We start from the raw sequence: 17,954 nt of genomic DNA, 5'->3' as shown, positions 1-17,954 counted from the left end.
TAACGCCCGTAAAAGCAGAAAAAACAGTCTTTTTTACGTAGGTGAATAGCGTAATTTCAAACGGTTAACATCGATTTTCTGCTGCGTTATTTCCGCAGAAATAGGGGGCGGAAGCAACATAAATCGTGTATCCGAACGTACAGCATCCTGCGCGGGGTAAAAAGCTTTCTTACTGCAGATTTTTCTTAAGGTGAGTGTTCCAGAAGGCGATGTTACTGGTTAAACAAGAGCTATCTATAAAAGAACAAATACTTCTTTACCTGTTTCTCAATTACTTTCAAAGCGAAACATTTTCTCACCCAAAACGTTGTTATTGCTATCACCTTGTTGAGCAAATAGAGATGTTGTCCCGGCGATGATATCTGCAATCTCTCATTACCCGATGTACGGGAGGGTCTATGTCTAAACAAGGTATTCGCGCATTAGTTTACGTTTCTCTGGTGTCCGCCATGATTTGGGGCACCACGGGCTATCTGCTGGTCACGGCGGTTCATGTCTTGTAAAAAGGCGCTTGACCCTGGCGAGTGATATTGTCAGGGAGAGGCTCGGGAACATGCTGATGCAAAAAGTCGTGCAGCAATGCGATGGGCTGTGAGTTAAGCGTGTTTTTGGGCCACACCATATAGTATCCCTCGCCGGTGGCAACGGCTGTCGAAAAGGGCAGCGCCAGCAGTCCGGCGCGGATCGCGGGTAGATTGAGCAGCAGATCGCCAATACTGACGCCATGGCCGCTCATGGCTGCCATGGTGCCTTGTTCCAGGGTATCAAAAACTAAGCCCTGACTAATATTCGGCTGTTGTTGTTGCCCGCAATATTGTAGCCACCGCCGCCAGTCCCGACGATCGGTCGAAGGGTGAATCAGCGTGCAGGTGGCTAAATCCTGCAGGGCCTTTTGTTGCATCCCCGGTGCGCAAAGCGGGATGAGCCATTCGGCAAACAGCAGACTACAGACATTATCGTCGCCAAAATTACCGTCGCCGAGCAGGATCGCGCAGTCAAACGGTTCCTGAGCGAAATCGACGCAGTCCCGGTCCATCCACAGGCTACTCATTTCAACTTCCGGGCGCTGATGCTGCTGGCGAAACTGTTGCAGTACGTCCAGTAACCAGCGCATGGTGAGGGTGGACGGCGCTTTCAGCCGTAGCTTTCCCGCCTGACGGCGCAGGGTCTGACAGGCCTGGTCAATCGCCGAGAAACTCTCTTCTAATGCTTTCGCCAGCTGCCGTCCTGCGTCGGTAACCGTGACTTTTGGTCCATGGCGAAAAAAGAGCTGGCACTCAAACCACGCTTCCAGGGTGCTGACATGGCGGCTGACGGCTCCGGGCGTGACGTGTAGCGCGGCGGCGGCCTTGCTAAATGAGCCAAGACGCGCGGCGGTTTCAAAGGCGCGCAGAGCGTAGAGCGGCGGCATCGACATCGACTATTACTCTCTATATTGAGTAAAACTCACATTGAAGCTCACTATTTATCGTTTTTCAACTCTGAAATCAAGGCGGAATATAGCGTCTTTATCATCGAATAGTGAGTTCAGTTCATGGATTTTTCATTGCTTGCAGCCTACTGCCTGACGGTACTGGCGCTGATTGCCACGCCGGGGCCGGTGGTGTTATTGGTCACCGGAGCCGCGGCGCGCGAAGGGTATGCCAGCGCGGTACGCATAATGGTCGGGGGAAATCTGGCTTCGTTAGTATTGATTGTCGCGGCAGCCGCGATGCTGACGGGGCTGGTGGCGTTAGATCCACGAGCATTGACGCTGCTGGCGATTGCCGGGTCGCTGTATATCATCAAGCTTGCGTTGGGTATGTTGCGGGAGCGTGGGGTATCAGGGAGCGTATCGGTGCAGCGGAGTGGGGTGATGGCAGGGTTTGTGACGGCGCTAAGCAACCCGAAAGATATTCTCTTTTTTGCCGCTTTTTTTCCGCAGTTTATTCATATCACCGCCAGTATCGGTTTGAGTCTGGGGCTGTTAACGATGGTGTGGGTGATTATCGACCTGAGCGTACTGTCGCTCTATATTCTGGCGATTCGTCGCTGGTTAACGGCGCACTATGCGAGGAAGTTGACCACGGTATCGGCGCTATTCTTGCTGTTTTTGGCCCTGTATGGCCTGGGCTATAACCTCTGGCAGCTAACGGTTCAATAGAGGAAAAAGCGGCTGGCGATCAGCGCGCAGATAATCAGTAATATCAGGATGAGCTCAAAACGATAGCGCCGCAGCATGGTGCTCTCCAGAAAAAAACGGCGCTGAAGCAGCGCCGATATCATATCAAACCGCCTAACCGGGGAGATTAAGCAGCCGGTTGTGCAGCAGGTTTAGCGGTATTGTGTTTGGTCGTTTTGTGGTGCTTTTTAGCTGCCTGTGCTTTCTGAGCTACAGGTTTAGTGGCGGCTTTTTTGTGTTTTTTAGCGGCCTGGGCTTTCTGGGCAGCAGCGGGTTTGGCTTCTGCTTTTTTGTGTTTCTTAGCAGCCTGAGCTTTCTGCTCTGCGGCCGGTTTGGCAGCGGCTTTGTGGTGTTTTTTGTGATGCGTGGTTTTCGCGGTGGTGCTGTGGGTTGCAGCAGCCGGAGCCGGAGTGGTGGTGGCAGCATCGGCAGCGAAAGCAACAGAAGACAGACCCATTGCAGCGGCAACGACCAGAGCTAATACTTTTTTCATTCTGATATCCTCGAAAAGGTTTCTTGTTTCAACCCCACTGCGGGGCCGTTGAAAGAACTATATGCTTGTCTTATCGAGGTTTCCGTGAGTGTTTGGTTTCGGCGTGTAACGGTATGTACAACGCCTCTGAACCAAGACGGAATAAGGCGTCGGGGAGACCGACGCCGCTGCTTTTACAGGTAACGCGAGGTCAGGTGCTGGCGGAAAAAGGCGCTATTGATATCTTCCCCGGTGGCATGTTGAATCAGCTGAGAGGTACTGAAGCGGCTGCCGTGCTGCCAGATATTCTGCCGCAGCCAGTCGAACAGGGCGCTAAAGTTGCCGTTGGCGATGTCGCTTTCCAACTGCGGTAGCGCCCGTTTGGCACAAGCCATCAGCTGCGCGGCGTACATTGCGCCCAGAGTGTAAGACGGGAAGTAGCCAAAGCCGCCGTCGGTCCAGTGGATATCCTGCATACAGCCATCACGGTAGTTACCGGTGGTGGAAAGACCCAGCCAGTGCTGCATTTTTTCATCCCACAGCGCCGGAATATCCTCCACTTCAATATCGCCATCAATCAATGCGCGTTCGATTTCGTAACGCAGAATAACGTGTGCCGGATAGCTCACTTCATCGGCGTCAACGCGGATAAAGCCCGGCTTGACGCGCTGGTTCCACGCAATGAAGTTATCGCGATTGAAGGCCGGTTGCTCACCAAAGTACTGGCGTACCGTTGGCAGCAGCCGTTGCAGGAATGCCTCGCTACGGCCCAGTTGCATTTCGAAAAACAGGCTTTGTGATTCATGGATTGCCGTCGAACGGGCGAGGGCGATAGGCTGATCGAGCCAGTTACGCGGCAGATTTTGTTCGTAGCGCGCGTGGCCGGTTTCGTGGATCACGCCAAACAGCGCGCTGAGCAGGTCGTTTTCGTTGTAACGCGTGGTGATGCGCACATCCTGAGGGACGCCGCCGCAGAACGGGTGGGCGCTGATGTCCAGGCGTCCGCCGTCAAAATCAAACCCTAGCACGCGCATCGCTTCCAGCCCCAGCTCACGTTGGTCGGCGACGGGGAACGGCCCCTGCGGTTCGATGAGCGGCATTTGCGCCTGCTTCTCAACAACGTTAGCGAGTAAAGATGGAAGCCAGGATTTGAGGTCGGCGAACAGGACGTCCAGCCGCGCACTGGTCATATCCGGCTCGAAAATATCCAGCAGCGCGTCATAGCGGGAGCAGCCTTTGGCTGCGGCGCGGATTTGGGCTTCTTCGCGGCTGAGCTTGACGACTTCGCGCAGGTTTTCGGCAAAGCCTTGCCAGTCGTTTGCCGGGCGCTGGCTGCGCCAGGCGTGTTCGCAGCGGCTACCTGCCAGCGATTTTGCTTCAACCAGGCTTTCGGGCAGCAGCGCCGCCTGTTCATACTGACGCGTCATTTCGCGCAGATTCGCCTGTTCTACATCATTCAGCTCTTCCTGGCGGGCATTGCGTAGCCATTCGCCTACTTTTTTATCGGTCAAAATTTGATGCTGCAAAACGCCGAGTTCAGCCAGCGCTTCACCACGCGCTGCGCTGCCGCCGGGCGGCATCATGGCGAACATATCCCAGCCAGCGATGGCGGAGAGATGCGAGAAGCGTGAAAGACGCTGAAAGGTGCGAGTCAGCTGATGATAGTTTGATGCGTTATTCATATCGGGATTCTCGCTTGTTATCAGTTATCTGAAGGAGTTGAAGTATGATGAGTATATCGACTTTACACCATTGTAATCCTTCACTGGCAAAGGAATGTGCTGGCCCTATGGGCAAAGGACGTGCGAAATCATATGTACAAGTGAAATCTTTGTTTTGATGACGGTTTCGGATGTGGGAAAGTGATCCACTTCATATAGCCAATTAACGATAAAATCATGCCCGATAGCGCATTTCAGGATGGTGAATTCATCCTTAAGCATTCCCGTAGTCAAATTGAAAAAGCCGGCAGACGTATTCGCAAAGGTACTGCCTCTGAAAAGGACATCGTTATCATTCAGGAATACCGGGCGGCACACGATCGACCGATGAGGCATATTCGTAGCGCCCTGGAGCAGTTTGGCGTGGGGCAAGTCACGTCAAGGTTAAAACGTTTCCCCACTATTCTGGATAAATTATCCCGTCCCTCTCTGGATGGCATGACCTCCACGACCATCAACGTGAGCCAGATGAGCGATATTGCAGGCTGCCGCGTAATTATGGATAGCTATGATGATTTGGTTGAGACCGAAATCTATCGAACGGATATCGACGGGGCGATCGTTAAGCGAACAAGAGACTATTTAATTGCCCCCAAAACCACCGGATATCGCGGAATTCATCGAATTTATTCCTGCGGAGGGTTTCATGTTGAAGTGCAGTTCAGAACGAAATTACAACACGTCTGGTCAACCGCCATTGAAATTGTTGACTTGTTTGAAGGCACAAAACTTAAGACCAGTCCGCAGCAGGCGGACCCTCGCTGGCTGGAGTTTTTCAGGCTATTTAGCGAGATCCTTTACTGCAAGGATGCCGGGATTGTTACGGCGGAATTGCCAGGTAACATCAATGCTCTCAGGGCGCTGGAGTCCGAGCTTTCCGTCTATACCAAGTTGATGTCTTTTACTATCTCATCGCCGCACATCCTTGATGATTACACCGGTATAGATAGCGCGGTGATCTCTGTGACGCCTGCAGGCAAAGTGATGCAGGTCGATACCGTTTTATTCACCGAATTTGAGAAACTGGATGCGATGGCCCTGTATCAACAAAATGAGGCGAAAGGGCTCACCACCATCATGGTCAATGTGGGTGACTTCAGCAAATTACAGGAAGCCTATCCGGCCTATCAGATTGATATTAGTCAGTTCACCACCGAGTTACTGAAGATAGTGCAATAGCGCAAAATGAGGCGGCGCAGGGCGTGGTGCACAAATCTTCCAGACAACGCCGAAAGGATCGTCAATGCTGCGGTAAAGTGGAGGAGTGTATGACTCATGACTGGCTGGAGCTGCGACAGCACGCAGACTCGGGAATTGAAACGATTAAGGCGCATTTTGAAGGCCACGCCTATGATCCACACTGGCACGACAGCTATCTGGTGGGGATCACACTGTCCGGTACTCAGCAGTTTTCCTGCCGCCGTGAACGCCATCGCAGCCATCCGGGGGATGCTTTTTTACTGGAACCGGGCGAAATCCACGATGGCGATGCCCCGATCGTTGGCGGATTCACCTATCTGACCTTTTATCTTGATGAAAAATGGCTGACCGATACTCTGCAAGGACTGTATGAATCGGTTCCCGGAAGCTATTCGCTGCATTTTGCCCGCACGTTGACTCGCGAACCGCAGCTGGTGCGCGCGATCGGCGAAACCTTTAATACCCTGCACGGCAATGAGATGCGCATTGTCCAGCAGAGCTGCATGGACAGCTTGCTGTCCCAGCTCACGGCGCATTGCCACTGGCGCAAAAAATTGCCCTCGCATGTCCAAAGTGCGGCAGTGGCTCATCGGGCGAGAGATTATCTGTATGCTCATGTGGGGGAAAATATTGGCCTTTCCGATTTGGCCCGCGAGACGGGCACCGACAGGTTCACCCTGACGCGCTGCTTTAAGCGTGAGTTCAACCTTGCGCCTCACGCATGGCTTATTCAACTGCGGCTGGCTAAGGCGCGACAGCTATTGGCCTGCGGTGAGTTGCCGGTGAACGTTGCCGCCACGCTGGGTTTTGCTGACCAGAGCCATCTCGGACGCTGGTTTCTGCGCTCATATCGGCTGACTCCGGCGCATTACCGTCGCCTGTGCACAAACCTTCCAGACGTTTCCTGAAAATATCCGCAAAGTAGTCGCTCGCCTTATAAAAGGAGCCACCTGTGGATCTGCTGCCGTATCTGTTATTTGCTTTTGTCGCCTCGATCACCCCTGGGCCGACCAATATTTTGATTCTGGCCAACAGCCAGCGTTATGGCGTGAAGGCTACGCTATCAGCGGTAATTGGCGCATGCGTCTCGGCCAGTCTGATTGTGATGATATCGGGAGCTGGAGCCGGGGAGCTTTTGCACCAGTATCCGCTGGTGCGGCAGATAATGAGCTGGACCGGGGCTTTATGGCTGAGCTGGCTCAGTTGGCAGCTCTTTAGCGCGCCGCCGCCGGATTTAGATGGCGGGACGCAAAAGCGTTTTACCGCTCGCGCGGCGGCGTTGTTACAAGTGGTGAATCCGAAAACCTGGATGATGGCGCTGGCGGTGGTGAGTCTGTTTGCACCAACGGGCCAGCATCCGCTGCCAGTGATTGCGCTGATGGCGCTGTGGTTTTTATTGATATCGCTAGTTTGTCTGGTGGCGTGGGCGTGGCTTGGGCAGGTGGTCAATCGGATGTTTCGTACCGATCGTGGGTTGGTGGGTTTCCAGCGCACTATGGCGCTGCTTTTGCTGCTCTCCGCCTGGACGGGAATGCTGAAATAACCATTCTTGCGCAACCTTAAACGCCGTTAGCCACCAAAATCAGCATTATGTATTGATTAATCGGTTGCGTATTTTATGTTTAGGTCGAAATAATCCAAATGTGCGCAAAATAGCAGACTCTTTCTCTGGCCAGCGGCTAAACTCATCAAAGGCGCTGGCTGCTGATGCGGGGTTGATTATGAATCCGTTTACCTGGCTGTTTATCGCACTGCTTTCCGTTGATGCTCTCAGAGAGTTAATGGGTATGTCGTCGGTTCTGGGAATGTGGTGAGCAACGTGGCCCGTTCAGGCCACGTTAAGACGTTTTATTTCAGACGTTTGTGTAGACACGCGCCGGTCAGAAGTGCTGCTATTAACATCAACGCGATAAACCCGCCGACGCCGTTCCAGCCGTAGTTATGCCAGAAAACCCCACCCAATGTACCCGCCATACTGGAACCCAGATAGTAGCTAAATAAATAGAGCGATGATGCCTGACCGCGCGCGCGTCGGGCCCGCGGGCCTATCCAACTGCTGGCGACCGAATGCGCGGCGAAGAACCCGGCGGAGAACAGCAGCATGCCAATAAAAATCAGCCATAGCGATGAGAACAGGGTCAGCAGCAGGCCGCCGAGCATCACCGCTGTGGAGAACAACATCACCGGGCCGCGACCATAGCGTACCGTCATGGCCCCGGCTTTCGGCGAGCTCCAGGTGCCGGTCAGATAGGCCACCGACAGCAGGCCAACGACCGCCTGGCTCAGCGACCACGGCGAGAGCATCAGGCGGTAGCCGATATAGTTAAACAGAGTGACGAACGACCCCATCAGCAAAAAACCTTCGAGAAACAGCAGCGGCAGGCCGCGATCGCGCCAGTGCAGGCGGAAGTTAATCAGCAGCGATTTCGGCCGCAGCGAGGTCGGACGAAAATGGCGCGATTCCGGCAGGATGCGCCAGAACATGATCGCCGCGGCGAGGGCAAAACAGCTAATCACCGCCAGCGCGATGCGCCAGCCGAAGAAATCGGTGAACACCCCGGTCAACAAGCGGCCGCTCATGCCGCCAATGGAGTTACCGCTGATATACAACCCCATTGAGAACGCCACAACGCTGGGATGAATCTCTTCACTCAGATAAGTCATACCGACCGCCGCCACGCCGCTTAGCGATAAGCCGATCAATGCGCGCATAATCAGAATTCCGTGCCAGCTTGACATCATCGTCGACAGCAGAGAGCAGCACGAGGCCAGCACCAGCGCGGTAACCATCACCTGTTTGCGACCAATGGCGTCGGAAAGCGGGCCGGTAAACAGCAGACCGACCGCCAGCATGGCTGTTGAAATCGACAGCGAAATACTACTGCTGGCCGGTGAAACGCCGAACTCGCTGGAGAGCACCGGCAGAATTGGCTGCACGCAATAGAGCAGCGCAAAGGTTGCCAGTCCGGCAGAAAAGAGCGCGAGGGTAACGCGAATAAATTGCGGGGTGCCGCGTTTAATAAACTGATTTGGCTGGGGAACGATAGCGTCGCTGACGTCGCTTGCCGGCACGATGTCAGCGGTAGTTGTACGACTCACGGAAAAATCCTTGCTGATAAACAGAGAGTTAAGTGGCCTCGCAGGTCACCAGTAAAGGGTATGAAAATGTAAATATTCTGTCTAATATATTAATAATCTCAAATAAAACGTTTTAAATATGAATATCGAACTGCGTCATCTGCGCTACTTTATTGCCGTTGCCGAAGAGCTACATTTCGGTCATGCGGCGGCGCGTTTGAATATCTCCCAGCCGCCGCTTAGCCAGCAGATTCAAATCCTTGAACAGCAGATTGGCGCGCGTCTGTTTGCCCGAACTAACCGCAGCGTCAGCCTGACGGAAGCAGGGAAACAGTTTTTGGCTGATAGCCGACAGATTCTTACCCAGGTTGACGAAGCCGCCGCCCGAGCCGCCCGTTTACACCATGGTGAAACCGGTGAGCTGCGAATCGGTTTCACCTCATCGGCTCCCTTTATTAAGGCGGTATCCGACACGCTCTCGACTTTTCGCCGCCGCTATCCGGATGTGCATATCCAGACCCGGGAAACCAACACCCGGGAACAAATCGTGCCCCTTAACGAGGGAACGCTCGATCTGGGGCTGATGCGCAATACCCAGTTGCCGGATACGTTGGCCTGGGAAAGGGTGCTGCGCGAGCCGCTGCTGGCCATGGTTCCGCGCGACCATCCCCTGGCAAGCCAACCGAGCGTCAGCCTGCGGGAGCTGGCTCGGGAACCGTTTGTGTTTTTTGATCCTCACGTAGGAACCGGGTTGTACGACGATATTCTCGGGCTGATGCGCCGCTATGGCTTAACGCCGGTTATCACTCAAGAGGTGGGTGAGGCGATGACCATTATTGGACTGGTCGCCGCCGGGCTTGGCGTGTCAATTCTGCCCGCATCGTTCAGGCGGGTTCAACTGTCGGAAATGCGCTGGTTACCCATTGAGGAGCAGGACGCGGTATCTGAAATGTGGTTGGTGTGGTCGAAGCATCACGAGCAGGGACAGGCGGCGCAGCGCTTTCGTGAGTCGCTTCTCGCCAGCGCCACATTAGATTTTTAGGACAAAAACCATCTAGAAATGTGCGGTAAATCACAAGGCTAAGTAAAAATTTGACGTGAAGCATTGAAGTGCTTCACCATAGCCCTCAGTTTATTTCGAAGCGCGAAAATAAAGGGAGTCAACGGTGGTAGCGGACAGTCAGCCAGGCCATATCGATCAAATAAAGCAGACCAACGCAGGCGCGGTATATCGCCTGATTGATCAGCTTGGCCCGGTGTCGCGTATCGACCTCTCGCGCTTCGCGCAGTTGGCACCTGCCAGTATCACCAAAATCGTGCGTGAAATGCTGGAAGCGCACCTGGTGCAGGAAACCGAAATCCAGGACCCCGGCAGCCGTGGGCGTCCCGCCGTTGGGTTAATGGTGGAAACGGAAGCCTGGCACTATCTTTCCATCCGCATTAACCGCGGCGAAATCCATCTCGCCCTGCGTGATTTAAGCAGCAAGCTGGTGGTGGAAGAGCAGCTTGAGCTGGCGTTACAGCATGTTCAGCCTTTTGCGACGCGCGTACTCGATCATGTTGATCAGTTTTTTATTCGTCATCAAAAAAAGCTGGAACGATTAACCGCTATTGCCATCACCATGCCGGGAATTATCGACACTGAAAACGGCATCATCCACCGGATGCCGTTTTATGATGATGTTAAAGATATGCCGCTTGGCGAGATCTTATCTAACCATACCGGGGTCTCGGTCTACATTCAGCATGATATCAGCGCCTGGACCATGGCTGAGTCGCTGTTTGGCGCGTCGAGAGGGGCGCGGGACGTCATTCAGGTGGTTATCGACCATAACGTTGGTGCTGGAGTCATCACCGATGGCCGCCTGCTACATGCGGGCAGCAGCAGCCTGGTGGAAATCGGCCATACTCAGGTCGATCCGTACGGAAAACGCTGCTACTGCGGTAACCATGGCTGCCTGGAAACCATCGCCAGCGTCGAAAGCGTGCTCGAACTGGCACAGGTTCGGATGGCTAAATCGATGAGCTCAATGTTGCATCAGCAGCCGTTGAGCGTTGAATGGTTATGTCAGGCTGCGCTGCAGGGGGACCTGCTGGCGCGCGATATTATCAGCGGCGTCGGGAACCACGTCGGGCGGATTCTGGCAATCATGGTGAACCTTTTTAACCCGCAAAAAATCCTCATTGGCTCCCCCTTTAACCTGGCCGCGGATATCTTGTTTCCGGCAATTTCTGATTGTATTCGGCAACAGTCGCTACCGGCCTACAGCCGCCATATTGCGGTAGAAAGCACCCAGTTTTCTAACCGGGGAACGATGGCTGGCGCGGCTCTGGTCAAAGATGCGCTCTATAACGGATCGTTGCTGATACGACTGTTACAGGGTTAACATTTTTTCATATTCACACCAAAAATTGCGCTATCTCAAGCTGGACTTTGGCAGCTTCGCGTAGACTTTTTCCACAGTTGACTATTTCTCTCCTGTATTTTTCATCAACATAACTGTGGGGCTAGTGATGTTTAAGCGTTTCTTCATAACAGGTACTGACACTGCTGTCGGGAAGACGGTGGTCTCCCGTGCGCTGTTGCAGGCACTTGCTGCCAGCGGCAAAAGCGTGGCCGGGTACAAGCCTGTGGCGAAGGGCAGCAAAGAGACGCCGGACGGACTGCGGAACAAAGACGCGCTGGTTTTACAGAGCGTTTCTTCGCTCGTGCTGCCGTATGACGCTGTCAATCCCATCGCGTTAAGCGAAGATGAAAGCAGCGTGGCGCATAGCTGCCCAATTAACTACAGTCTGCTGTCGGATGGCCTCCAGCGCCTGAGCGGTCAGGTCGATCACGTGGTGGTCGAAGGCACCGGCGGCTGGCGCAGCCTGATGAACGACTTGCGTCCGCTCTCAGAGTGGGTGGTGCAGGAACAGCTTCCGGTATTGATGGTGGTGGGTATTCAGGAAGGCTGCATCAACCACGCCCTGCTGACTGCGCAGGCCATTGCCAATGATGGTTTGCCGCTGATTGGCTGGGTGGCCAACCGTATCAACCCCGGTCTGGCGCACTATGCTGAAATCATCGACGTGCTGAGCAAAAAACTGCCGGGGCCGCTTATTGGCGAGCTGCCTTATTTACCGCGCGCCGAGCAGCGCGAGCTGAGCCAGTATATTGATTTATCGATGCTCGGCGAGGTGATGGCGGTAGATAGAGTCACGGCATAACGTCCGCGACAGCACTGATGCCAGTACGCTGGCAATCAGTAAGCCGGGGAGTAATACATACTGCCCGGTCATCTCACAAATCATCAATGTAGACATAATCGGCGCATGGGTCGTGGCTGCCAGAAATGTCGCCATGCCGGTTAAACCAATCATAATCGCTATTTCCTGATAATCGTGCAGCCATAGCCCCGTAAAGCTGGCGAACAGCATGCCTATTCCCAGCCCAACAAACAGCGTTGGCGTAAATACGCCGCCCGGAGCGCCGGAACCGCTGCTTGCCAGCACCGCCAGCAGCTTGCACACAAAGACGATAATCACGGCAGTAAACAGCGGCGGCGACAGAAGATAGCTTTGCACCACGCTATAGCCGTTCCCCCAGACCGCCGGGGTGATCAGCGACAGCAGACCGACGATGATGCCTCCCAGCGCCAACTGCCACGGAGGAGTCAGGCGAAGGCGAACAAAACATTGATGGCTGAAGCTCATCAGCCAGATAAAGAGCGGCCCGCATAGCCCAGCCAACAGGCCGGTTGCCAGCATCAGAGCATAATGCGTGGCGCGCAGGGTGTCGTGGAATTCAACGTGATAAAGCGGCGCTGACCCACCGTTCATCAGATTGGTCAGCAACAGGGCAACGACGGCGGCAATTACTACCGGGCCAAGCGAGGCCAGCATCAGGGTGCCGAATAATATCTCGGCGATAAACAGGCTGCCGGCCAGCGGCGCGTGATAGGCGCTCGCCATCCCGGCGGCGGCACCGCAGGCGACCCATAACTTCCACTCGTCTTTTGGCGTAAAACGGCGGGCAAACAGCGAAGCCGCCAGCGCCGCCAGCAGGATCATCGCCCCCTCGCGACCAATGGCGCTGCCGGTGGCGACTACCAGCAGTGAAGCCAGCGATTTCACCAGACTGGCTGGCGTATCAAACACACCGTCCCCGGTTTCCAGAGCTTCCATGTAGTCGGTTGGCGCATGAGGGCGCTCAACCATGCGGCGTTGCCAGAGCCAAAGCAGGCATCCCGCAGCCATCCCGCCAAGTGCAGGCGTCAACAGCCGCCGCCACCAGGGGAGTGATTGGGCAGCATTAACCAGGCTGCCGCTGTCATTGCTGAGAAACAGGCTTTCCAGGCCCGCCATGGCATTGCGAAACAGGGCGACCGCCAGTGCGGCAAAGATGCCGACTAACGTGGCAATTAACAGGCGACGAAACATGACCTGGACATCAGGATAACTATGCAGACGGTGCATCAGAGGGTACGGGTAGTGGAAATTATGGTTTATTGTGATTGGAAATAAGGATATACGCAAAAGCTATAAGTGCTTAGACTGGCTTTTAAGTGACGGTGTCACTTAGTGCGCCATACCTGTGGGGCAGGCATGGCGCGGAGGATTACCGATAGAGCGGTTTTTCAGCGACCGCGCAGGGTAAGTGTTCTTGCCATTGAGCGAGCGTTGCTAGCGCCAGCTGGCCCAGCGCCTGATAAAACGGATTTCCGCCATCAGCGATAAACACGCTGAGAAAACGGCCTGACCACGGTAGCAGATGCCAGGCAAGCAACTGCGTAAAAGCCTCATCCTGACCTGACTCGCAGAGCCAGGCGGCCAGCAGCAGCAAAGTGCCGAAGCCATCCTCCGGTTCAGAATGCTGCTCTGCCAGACTGATGCCATTCGCGCGCATCCACTCACGTAGCGCCAGCGTTGAATCGCCGAACAGCACGCTTTCTTTGTCCAGCCACACGGAGCCCCAGGGCGGTGCAGGCAGCGCCCACGGACCGATAAATAAGCGTTGCCAGGCTTGCGGCAACGGTTCATCGTCAGCCGTCGAGAACTGCGTCGTCAGCGTATCGGCGACAGCATATGGCCACTCAGCCTGCCAGCTACCGTCGCGAAAAGCGGCGATCAGCGGGGCGGCCTGCGGGCTATCCGGAGCAAAGGAAAACAATGCGCCCAGCGTACGGGCGCTAAGGGCGACGGCGTCGCGGTCTTGCGGTTGCATCATACTTGTTCCTTACTGCGCTGGGTGCGGCAGCACCCATTTATTAACCGGCAATCGCCGTACCGACGGTCATATGCAGACCATAAAACAGGCCGCGCCCGATGAACTCACCGAGCAAAACCAGAATCAAACCGAGCACCAGACTGGCGACATGCGGGTTTTTACGTCTTGCCAGCGGGCAAATCCAGCAGCCGAGGCCCAGCGTCAGCAGTACTAAGCGCAGGATTTGCAGCCAGCCATAATCCGGTAACAGGGCGCTGGCCTGCTGGACTGAACTGTGGATCTCCGCCAGTTCGGTGTTTTGTAAAATCACCACCGCCAGGCTGGCCAACAGCGCCAGGGCGCTCATTGAGGCGAATACTCTGCCATTAAAAGGGACGTTGGCGATGCGCAGCAGCAGGGCTGCGAACAGTGGGCCGCACAGCACCATCGTCAGAAAGAATGAGGCAGTGGTGTAGCCATTGTACCAGGTTGGTACGGTATCAATCTGGTATACCAGAGTCATCTCAAGCACGAAAAGGCAGCCGAGCAGCATGGTCAGCAGCAGCCAGGCCTTAGTTAATATTCGCGGCATTTTTCCGAGAATATTGAGCAGCCACCAGATTCCACCCACGGCGAAGAACAGCGCACCGCTGGCGATTTCGTTACTCAATGCCGATGAGCCAACGCGGTTAAGCGAGTTAAATGCCCGCAGTGGTGAACCGAGGTGAATGACCGAAGCGAGAAAGCCAATTCCCATCAGCAGCCAGATAAAAAACATACTGCGCACCAGGCGCTGCTGAGCTTCAGAGTTGTTGTTTAATGATAGCCAGCCAAGTCCGGTGACGATAATCGCCCCTGCGACGCTTTGCCCCAGCACGGTAAACAGTACTAGCGGCCATTCATGCCATCCATTTCCCATTTTACACCTCCTTTGGATTAGCCAGATAGCCGGTGGTATCGCCACACGGACGCGCGTTGGCGTTCGGTTTGATAACGATACTCGGCCTGGTGAAGTGTGCCGACGGCAGCGGTGCGACGGCGGCAAGTTGGCCATGTTTTTGGCGCAGTTCTTCAATAGGTCCAAAATCGAGCGCCCGCAATGGACAAGACTCGACGCAAATAGGTTTTTTGCCTTCGGCAACCCGGGTGTGGCAGCCGTCGCATTTGGTCATATGACCTTTCGCCGCGTTGTACTGCGGCGCGCCGTACGGACAGGCCATATGGCAATAACGGCAACCGATGCAAACCTCTTCATCCACCACCACAAACCCGTCATCGCGTTTGTGCATCGCACCGCTGGGACAGACCTTAGTACAGGCCGGATCTTCGCAGTGGTTACAAGCGATTGAGAGATAATAGGCGAAGACGTTTTGATTCCAGACGCCGTTATCCTCCTGCCAGTCGCCACCTGCGTATTCATAAATGCGGCGAAAGCTGACGTCCGGGGTTAAGTTTTTATAATCCTTACAGGCCAGCTCGCAGGTTTTGCAGCCGGTGCAGCGGGCGGAATCGATAAAAAATCCATACTGTGTACTCATGGTTTACTCCTTAAACCTTCTCGATTTCGACCAGATTGGTATGCTGCGGATTGCCTTTAGCCAGCGGCGATGGGCGATGGGTAGTGATCGTATTGATGCAGGCACCGTGATCGACGCGATCGCCACTCATGTTGGCATCATGCCATGCGCCCTGGCCCATTGCCGACACGCCGGGCATGATGCGCGGGGTTACTTTGGCCGGGATCCGTAGCTCACCGCGAGCGTTGAATACGCGCACTATATCGCCGTTCTTAATGCCGCGCTTTTCGGCATCCAGCGGGTTAAGCCATACCTCCTGACGGCAGGCGGCCTGTAGCACATCGATATTGCCGTAGCTGGAGTGGGTACGCGCTTTGTAGTGAAAACCGAACATTTGCAGCGGAAATTTATCACGCAGTGGGTCATCCCAGCCTTCGAAGGTGGAGGCATAGACAGGCAGCGGGCTGATGGTTTCATCCTTTTCCAGTTGCCATTTGGCAGCGATATCTGCCAGTCGGCTGGAGTAAATTTCGATTTTACCCGATGGGGTTTTCAACGGATTTGCAAGCGGGTCTTTGCGGAAATCACGATAAGCGACGAAGTGTCCGTTAGGGTCTTTGCGCTTGTAGATGCCCATTTGTTTCAACTCGTCATAGCTCGGCAGAGCCGGGTCTTTTGCCAGCATTTTGCCGTACAGATGCTGTAACCACTGCTCCTGGGTACGGCCTTCGGTAAATTTCTGATAAACATCATCGCCTAAGCGTTTCGCGATTTCACAGAGGATCCAGTAGATGGGTTTGCGTTCAAACTTGGCTGAAGTGACTGGTTGACTGAAGATGAGGTAGCCCATATTACCGGCGTAGTCGTTGGGAATAATATCTTCCTGCTCAACGGTCATCAGGTCCGGCAGCAGGATATCGGCGTATTTAGCCGACGAAGTCATAAAGTTTTCGATAACCACGATCATCTCGCACTTACTTTCGTCCTGCAGGATCTCATGGGTTTTGTTGATGTCAGAGTGCTGGTTGATGATGGTGTTACCGGCGTAGTTCCAGAAGAATTTAATCGGTACATCCAGCTTCTCTTTACCGCGCACGCCGTCGCGAGTGGCAGTCATCTCTGCGCCACGATCGATGGCATCGGTCCAGCTAAAGCAGGAGATGGCGGTTTTAACCGGATTCTCCAACACCGGCAGGCGTTCAATGGTGATGGTATAGGTAGATTCTCTCCCCCCGCTGTTGCCGCCGTTAATACCGACGTTACCGGTGAGTATCGCTAGCATGGCTATGGCGCGGGATGCCAACTCGTCGTTGGCCTGGCGCTGCGGCCCCCAGCCCTGGCAAATATAAGCTGGTTTGGTGCTGCCGATTTCCCGGGCCAGTTTCACAATGCGGTCAACGGGAATGCCGGTGATACGTGAGGCCCACTGTGGGGTTTTGGCCATGCCGTCATCGCCTGTGCCAAGAATATACGCTTTGTAATGCCCGTTTGCCGGGGCATCTGCCGGAAGCGTTTTTTCATCGTAACCGACACAATATTCATCGAGGAACGGCTGGTCGACCAGGCCTTCGTTAATCAGCACCCAGGCTATGCCTGCCACCAGCGCGGCATCGGTACCGGGACGAATGGGGATCCACTCATCCTCACGACCGGCGGCGGTGTCGGTGTAGCGCGGGTCAATAACGATCATTCGCGCGTTTGAACGCTCGCGTGCCTGCTCTAAATAATAGGTAATGCCGCCGCCGCTCATGCGGGTTTCCGCCGGATTATTACCGAACATGACCACCAGTTTGCTGTTTTCAATATCGGAGGTGCTGTTGCCGTCATTGCTGCCGTAAGTGTAGGGCATCGCGCAGGAAATCTGAGCGGTGCTATATGAGCCGTACAGATTCAGTGAACCGCCGTAGCAGTTCATCAGGCGTTTTACGGGAGAGGCCGCAGGAGAGGAACGGGTCATATTGCCGCCGACGATGCCGGTGGCGTAATTGAGATAAACTGCTTCGTTGCCGTAATCGTTGACGACCCTTTTGAGGTTATCGGCAATCGTATCCAGCGCTTCTTCCCAACTAATACGCTCAAACTTACCTTCGCCGCGTTTACCGACGCGTTTCATCGGGTAATTGAGGCGGTCAGGATGATTAATGCGGCGACGAATAGAGCGGCCGCGCAGGCAGGCGCGAACCTGATGATCGCCATAAACATCCGGCCCGGTATTATCGGTTTCTACCCAGACAACTTCGTCATCGCGTACGTGCGAACGCAGGGCGCAGCGGCTGCCGCAGTTGACCGAGCAGGCGCCCCAGACAATACGTTCTTCGCTCTGGGTAGCCTGTTGAACCGCAGCGGCGGCGGTACGCAGGCTAAAAGGTAACGATAGACTGCCAGCCGCAAGAGCCAGCGAGCCAAGGGCGGATGATTTTATTAGCGTTCGACGGCTGAGGCCGCCGGGATATTCCTGGTTAGACATAGCTCACTCCATGATCTTGTTATAATGGTGTAGGTACGACGCCGCCGTAATAGGGTGGCGTGGAGTGAGAAATAATACTTAAAAGGGGTTAGGAAGATCTTATCCCCGGTCAACCGAGGGATAAGACCTTTTACAACAAAACGGCAGGAG

17 protein-coding genes and 1 pseudogene are annotated in these 17,954 nt (G+C 54.6%); 8 read left to right on the top strand and 10 right to left on the bottom strand.

The genetic code is table 11. From position 1 onward, the window contains the following. Positions 1-476 precede the first annotated feature (476 nt). Positions 477-1,417: pseudogene (locus tag HV127_RS23230) on the bottom strand (LysR substrate-binding domain-containing protein); the annotation flags it as partial. Between the two features lie 117 nt (positions 1,418-1,534). On the opposite strand from HV127_RS23230, the gene HV127_RS23225 reads away from it, so the two are divergent. After that, positions 1,535-2,143 carry a LysE family translocator gene (locus HV127_RS23225; RefSeq protein ID WP_182239084.1) on the top strand — a complete coding sequence of 203 codons (609 nt, stop codon included), beginning with the start codon at positions 1,535-1,537 and terminating at the stop codon, positions 2,141-2,143. Here the strand turns inward: HV127_RS23225 and HV127_RS32050 are convergent. The 3 genes from HV127_RS32050 to HV127_RS23215 all read right to left on the bottom strand — a co-directional run bounded on the left by HV127_RS32050 (position 2,137) and on the right by HV127_RS23215 (position 4,315). Further along, positions 2,137-2,265, bottom strand: a complete 129-nt coding sequence (locus tag HV127_RS32050) for a hypothetical protein (RefSeq protein WP_112214323.1) — start codon at positions 2,263-2,265, stop codon at positions 2,137-2,139. The two genes, HV127_RS23225 and HV127_RS32050, sit on opposite strands and share 7 nt — an antisense overlap. Before the next feature lie 23 nt (positions 2,266-2,288). Next, positions 2,289-2,654: an acid resistance repetitive basic protein Asr gene (asr, locus tag HV127_RS23220; RefSeq protein ID WP_110274073.1), complete on the bottom strand. Its 366-nt coding sequence runs from the start codon at positions 2,652-2,654 to the stop codon at positions 2,289-2,291. A gap of 173 nt (positions 2,655-2,827) precedes the next feature. Next, entirely contained in the window at positions 2,828-4,315 is a 1,488-nt protein-coding gene (locus HV127_RS23215; protein ID WP_182239082.1) for a carboxypeptidase M32, read from the bottom strand. A gap of 216 nt (positions 4,316-4,531) precedes the next feature. On the opposite strand from HV127_RS23215, the gene HV127_RS23210 reads away from it, so the two are divergent. The 4 genes from HV127_RS23210 (at position 4,532) to HV127_RS31615 (ending at position 7,368) form a co-directional block, all read left to right on the top strand. Beyond that, entirely contained in the window at positions 4,532-5,533 is a 1,002-nt protein-coding gene (locus tag HV127_RS23210) for a RelA/SpoT domain-containing protein (RefSeq protein WP_182239080.1), read from the top strand. 89 nt (positions 5,534-5,622) lie between these two features. Continuing rightward, positions 5,623-6,462, top strand: coding sequence for an AraC family transcriptional regulator (locus HV127_RS23205; protein ID WP_182239078.1), 840 nt, complete (start codon positions 5,623-5,625; stop codon positions 6,460-6,462). 44 nt (positions 6,463-6,506) lie between these two features. After that, complete coding sequence (locus HV127_RS23200) at positions 6,507-7,097, top strand: LysE family translocator (protein WP_182239076.1); 591 nt, start codon at positions 6,507-6,509, stop codon at positions 7,095-7,097. 178 nt (positions 7,098-7,275) lie between these two features. Next, the gene (locus tag HV127_RS31615) at positions 7,276-7,368 is read left to right on the top strand and encodes a KPN_01571 family protein (protein WP_220022287.1); all 93 of its coding nucleotides are present in this window, start codon (positions 7,276-7,278) and stop codon (positions 7,366-7,368) included. A gap of 34 nt (positions 7,369-7,402) precedes the next feature. Here HV127_RS31615 and HV127_RS23190 read toward each other — a convergent pair whose 3' ends face one another. Then, positions 7,403-8,653 (bottom strand): MFS transporter, encoded by a 1,251-nt coding sequence (locus tag HV127_RS23190; protein ID WP_181486072.1) that lies wholly within the window; start codon positions 8,651-8,653, stop codon positions 7,403-7,405. Between the two features lie 118 nt (positions 8,654-8,771). Here HV127_RS23190 and HV127_RS23185 point away from each other — a divergent pair, with 118 nt between their 5' ends. From HV127_RS23185 to bioD, 3 genes are all read left to right on the top strand, one after another. Next, positions 8,772-9,674, top strand: coding sequence for a LysR family transcriptional regulator (locus HV127_RS23185; RefSeq protein ID WP_182239074.1), 903 nt, complete (start codon positions 8,772-8,774; stop codon positions 9,672-9,674). Between the two features lie 124 nt (positions 9,675-9,798). Beyond that, positions 9,799-11,019, top strand: coding sequence for a sugar metabolism global transcriptional regulator Mlc (gene mlc / locus HV127_RS23180; RefSeq protein WP_110274081.1), 1,221 nt, complete (start codon positions 9,799-9,801; stop codon positions 11,017-11,019). A gap of 127 nt (positions 11,020-11,146) precedes the next feature. Beyond that, entirely contained in the window at positions 11,147-11,842 is a 696-nt protein-coding gene (bioD, locus tag HV127_RS23175; RefSeq protein WP_110274082.1) for a dethiobiotin synthase, read from the top strand. Here the strand turns inward: bioD and clcB are convergent. The 5 genes from clcB to ynfE form a co-directional block, all read right to left on the bottom strand. After that, complete coding sequence (gene clcB / locus HV127_RS23170; protein ID WP_182239072.1) at positions 11,795-13,090, bottom strand: voltage-gated ClC-type chloride channel ClcB; 1,296 nt, start codon at positions 13,088-13,090, stop codon at positions 11,795-11,797. The two genes, bioD and clcB, sit on opposite strands and share 48 nt — an antisense overlap. Positions 13,091-13,232: 142 nt before the next feature. Further along, complete coding sequence (gene dmsD / locus HV127_RS23165) at positions 13,233-13,841, bottom strand: Tat proofreading chaperone DmsD (RefSeq protein WP_182239070.1); 609 nt, start codon at positions 13,839-13,841, stop codon at positions 13,233-13,235. A gap of 40 nt (positions 13,842-13,881) precedes the next feature. Then, positions 13,882-14,739: a DmsC/YnfH family molybdoenzyme membrane anchor subunit gene (locus tag HV127_RS23160; protein WP_182239068.1), complete on the bottom strand. Its 858-nt coding sequence runs from the start codon at positions 14,737-14,739 to the stop codon at positions 13,882-13,884. 1 nt (position 14,740) lies between these two features. Then, positions 14,741-15,358 (bottom strand): DMSO/selenate family reductase complex B subunit, encoded by a 618-nt coding sequence (locus tag HV127_RS23155; RefSeq protein ID WP_182239066.1) that lies wholly within the window; start codon positions 15,356-15,358, stop codon positions 14,741-14,743. A gap of 10 nt (positions 15,359-15,368) precedes the next feature. Further along, positions 15,369-17,804 carry a selenate/tellurate reductase subunit YnfE gene (ynfE, locus tag HV127_RS23150; RefSeq protein WP_182239064.1) on the bottom strand — a complete coding sequence of 812 codons (2,436 nt, stop codon included), beginning with the start codon at positions 17,802-17,804 and terminating at the stop codon, positions 15,369-15,371. Positions 17,805-17,954: the final 150 nt, after the last annotated feature.

It is taken from the genome of Klebsiella sp. RHBSTW-00215, assembly GCF_014103785.1.
Lineage (GTDB): Bacteria > Pseudomonadota > Gammaproteobacteria > Enterobacterales > Enterobacteriaceae > Klebsiella.
This window is presented reverse-complemented; position numbering and strand designations above follow the sequence as displayed.

Bases quoted from the DNA above. Each gene is read 5' to 3' on its own strand.
- HV127_RS23225 (WP_182239084.1), top strand. From the start codon at position 1,535: ATGGATTTTTCATTGCTTGCAGCCTACTGCCTGACGGTACTGGCGCTG.
- HV127_RS32050 (WP_112214323.1), bottom strand. From the start codon at position 2,265: ATGATATCGGCGCTGCTTCAGCGCCGTTTTTTTCTGGAGAGCACCATG.
- asr (WP_110274073.1), bottom strand. From the start codon at position 2,654: ATGAAAAAAGTATTAGCTCTGGTCGTTGCCGCTGCAATGGGTCTGTCT.
- HV127_RS23215 (WP_182239082.1), bottom strand. From the start codon at position 4,315: ATGAATAACGCATCAAACTATCATCAGCTGACTCGCACCTTTCAGCGT.
- HV127_RS23210 (WP_182239080.1), top strand. From the start codon at position 4,532: ATGCCCGATAGCGCATTTCAGGATGGTGAATTCATCCTTAAGCATTCC.
- HV127_RS23205 (WP_182239078.1), top strand. From the start codon at position 5,623: ATGACTCATGACTGGCTGGAGCTGCGACAGCACGCAGACTCGGGAATT.
- HV127_RS31615 (WP_220022287.1), top strand. From the start codon at position 7,276: ATGAATCCGTTTACCTGGCTGTTTATCGCACTGCTTTCCGTTGATGCT.
- HV127_RS23185 (WP_182239074.1), top strand. From the start codon at position 8,772: ATGAATATCGAACTGCGTCATCTGCGCTACTTTATTGCCGTTGCCGAA.
- bioD (WP_110274082.1), top strand. From the start codon at position 11,147: ATGTTTAAGCGTTTCTTCATAACAGGTACTGACACTGCTGTCGGGAAG.
- clcB (WP_182239072.1), bottom strand. From the start codon at position 13,090: ATGCACCGTCTGCATAGTTATCCTGATGTCCAGGTCATGTTTCGTCGC.
- dmsD (WP_182239070.1), bottom strand. From the start codon at position 13,841: ATGATGCAACCGCAAGACCGCGACGCCGTCGCCCTTAGCGCCCGTACG.
- HV127_RS23160 (WP_182239068.1), bottom strand. From the start codon at position 14,739: ATGGGAAATGGATGGCATGAATGGCCGCTAGTACTGTTTACCGTGCTG.
- HV127_RS23155 (WP_182239066.1), bottom strand. From the start codon at position 15,358: ATGAGTACACAGTATGGATTTTTTATCGATTCCGCCCGCTGCACCGGC.
- ynfE (WP_182239064.1), bottom strand. From the start codon at position 17,804: ATGTCTAACCAGGAATATCCCGGCGGCCTCAGCCGTCGAACGCTAATA.